Below are 3,033 nucleotides of genomic sequence, written 5' to 3' on the forward strand. Positions count from 1 at the left end.
GTTCTGACGTCCGAGATCGGCCGGCTCGTCACCGCGGTGGCCCACCGATACGCAGGCACCAGGGCAGACGTTCTGCGGTTGGCAGTTCCGCCCCGCCACGCGAAAGTCGAAGGTGAACCGCACCCCGAGCCGGCGTCTATGCCGGCGCCCGAGATCGATTCGGCGGCGTGGGACGCCTATACACACGGGTCCGCGTTCCTCGATGCGATCGTGTCGGGTCGCGCGCCGCGGGCCGTGTGGCAGGCCTTGCCCGGTGAGGACTGGCCACGTCGGATCGCCGAGTTGGCCGGCGCGACAGCGGCCTCGGGGCGCAGTGCGGTCGTGGTGGTGCCCGATCAGCGTGATTTGGACAGGGTCGCGGCAGCATGCGAAGTGGTCAACGGGGCAGATTCCGTCGTGGCACTTTCGGCCAACCTGGGCCCGGCCAAGAGGTATCGCCGCTGGTTGAGCGTGCTCCGGCGCGACGTGTCCGTCGTGGTGGGTACGCGCAGTTCGGTATTCGCGCCAGTGCGCAATCTGGGCCTGGTCGTGCTCTGGGACGATGGCGACGACGGGTACGCCGAGCCCCGATCGCCCTATCCACACGCCCGCGAGGTCGCGCTTCTGCGTGCGCACGGGACGGGCTGCGCGCTCGTTCTGGCCGGACATGCGCGTACCGCCGAAGCCGAGGCACTCGTCGATTCGGGTTGGGCGCACGATCTCGTTGCCTCGCGAGCCCTGGTGCGGCAACGGCAACCACACGTCGTTGCGCTCGCGGACAGCGATCACGCCCTCGCCCGAGATCCGGGTGCCCGCGCAGCCCGCTTACCCGCGATCGCATTCGATGCGGCGCGTGCCGCATTGAAGGACGGCTTCGGTGTGCTCGTCCAGGTTCCGCGCGGCGGTTACGTTCCGTCCCTCGCGTGCGGAAAGTGCCGAACGCCGGCGAGGTGCCGACGCTGCAACGGTCCGCTCGCGCTTCCTTCGGCGCCCGGGGCGGACGGAGCGGGTAGCCCGACCTGTCGCTGGTGTGGCATCGCCGACACCAACCATCGGTGCACCGTCTGTGGTTCGCGCACGTTGCGGGCCGTTGTCATCGGTGCGCACCGCACCGCCGAAGAGTTGGGCCGGGCGTTTCCCGGGATTCCCATCCACACCTCGGGCGGGTCCACTGTGCTCGACTCGGTTGCCGGCGGTCCGAGCCTCGTGATCTCCACGGTCGGGGCCGAACCGTCCACGCCCGGTGGATACGGCGCAGCACTGCTGCTCGACGGGTGGGCACTGCTGGGTCGGGCAGATTTGCGAGCCGCCGAGGAGACCCTGCGTCGATGGATGACAGCGGGCGCGCTCGTTCGCGCGGGAACGGACGGCGGCAGAGTAGTGGTGGTTGCAGAATCGGACGTACCGACGGTGCAGGCGTTGGTTCGGTGGGACCCCGTCGGACACGCCCGAACTCAGCTCGACGAACGAGTCGAAGTGCGGTTCCCTCCCGCGGTACACGTCGCGGCACTGGATGGTTCGACGTCCGCGATCACGGCGCTGGTCGAGGCGGCATCGCTGCCGGACGACGTCGAAATTCTCGGCCCGGTCGACTTGCCGGAGGGGCAACGTCAGCCCGCCGGTGGGGGAGAAGACCGGGTGGACGGTGACGTTCAACGCATGCTGTTGCGCGTCCCCCGTTCGGAGGGCAGTGCACTCGCGCGGGCACTTGCCGACGCCCAGGCGGTGCGCAGCGCCCGCAAGAACACCGAGGCCGTACGCGTACAGATCGACCCGATTCGTATCGGCTGATCCGACTGTCGGTGGGCGGTGCATACGCGGCGTCGCCCGAGGGGTTTCTCGGCGCGGGGGCACGGTCCCTAGAATGGGCGGTTCGTCGTGAAGTTCTTTCGCTATTGCCTATTCGTGGGAGCCATCTGGTGCGTGTTGTGTTTGCAGGGACGCCTGACCCGGCTGTTCCGTCGCTGGAACGGCTGATCGCGTCGGACCGGCACGAAGTCGTCGCCGTCGTCACCCGTCCCGACGCGGGGTCCGGACGCGGCCGAAAGGTGAGCCGATCTCCGGTCGGCGTGCTCGCGGACGCCCACGGCATCCCCGTCCTGACCCCGGCGAGGCCGTCGGACGCCGAATTCCTGGCCGATCTCGCCGCACTCGAACCGGACGTATGTCCGGTGGTGGCCTACGGCGCACTTCTTCCGCGCCCGGTGTTGAACGTTCCGCGCTTCGGGTGGATCAACCTGCACTTTTCGCTGCTGCCCGCCTGGCGCGGCGCCGCACCCGTGCAGGCCGCCATCGCTGCAGGTGACGACGTCACCGGCGCGTCGACGTTCCTGCTCGAGGAAGGCATGGACACCGGACCGGTTCTCGGCGTTGTCACGGAGACGATCCGGCCCACCGATACGGCAGCCGACCTGCTCGGGCGGCTGTCCGTCAGCGGCGCCGAGTTGCTGGAAGCGACGCTGAACGCGATCGAGTCCGGCGAGGCATCGGCGATACCGCAACCGGACGACGGCGTTTCGTATGCACGCAAGGTGACCGTCGAATCCGCCCGGATCGACTGGTCGATGGCTGCGGTGATCGTGGATCGTCACATTCGCGCGGTCACTCCCGCCCCCGGGGCGTGGACGACCGTCGGTGAGATCCGCCTGAAAGTGTTTCCGGTTCGCATCTCCGAAGAACGCCTCGACCCCGGGGCGATCGTCGTCCGAAAGGACGGCGTGCTTGTCGGTACGGCAACCGGCGCGGTAGTTCTCGGTGATGTGCAGCCTCCGGGTAAGAAGCCGATGAAAGCTCTTGACTGGGCACGCGGTGCCCGGCTGACCGAAACGGCGGTGGCTCGATGAGCGCGGACGACAGCAACGCCCGGAAGGGCCCGCGCGCGGGTGGCGACGGGCGATCCGGCGGGGGTAAACAGCAGGGGAAAGGTCCCGCCGGGGGTTCGGCAGCTCGTGGACGTGGGGCAGTGCGTGGAGGTGGGGCAGTGCGTGGAGGTGGGGCCGCGCGCAGTCCCGGTTCGCGCGGACCCCAGGGCAATCGACCGAATCGCGGCAACGG

Annotated in this window: 2 protein-coding genes; both read left to right on the forward strand. The window is 69.1% G+C overall.

The genetic code is table 11. The annotated features are described in order from the left end of the window. The coding region (locus WBQ44_RS18130) for a primosomal protein N' (RefSeq protein WP_495568063.1) at positions 1-1,770 on the forward strand (1,770 nt) is incomplete at its 5' end. 128 nt (positions 1,771-1,898) lie between these two features. Further along, complete coding sequence (gene fmt, locus WBQ44_RS18135) at positions 1,899-2,822, forward strand: methionyl-tRNA formyltransferase (protein ID WP_495568064.1); 924 nt, start codon at positions 1,899-1,901, stop codon at positions 2,820-2,822. Positions 2,823-3,033: the final 211 nt, after the last annotated feature.

The sequence above is a fragment of the Rhodococcus sp. (in: high G+C Gram-positive bacteria) genome (assembly GCF_049591685.1).
Lineage (GTDB): Bacteria > Actinomycetota > Actinomycetes > Mycobacteriales > Mycobacteriaceae > Rhodococcoides.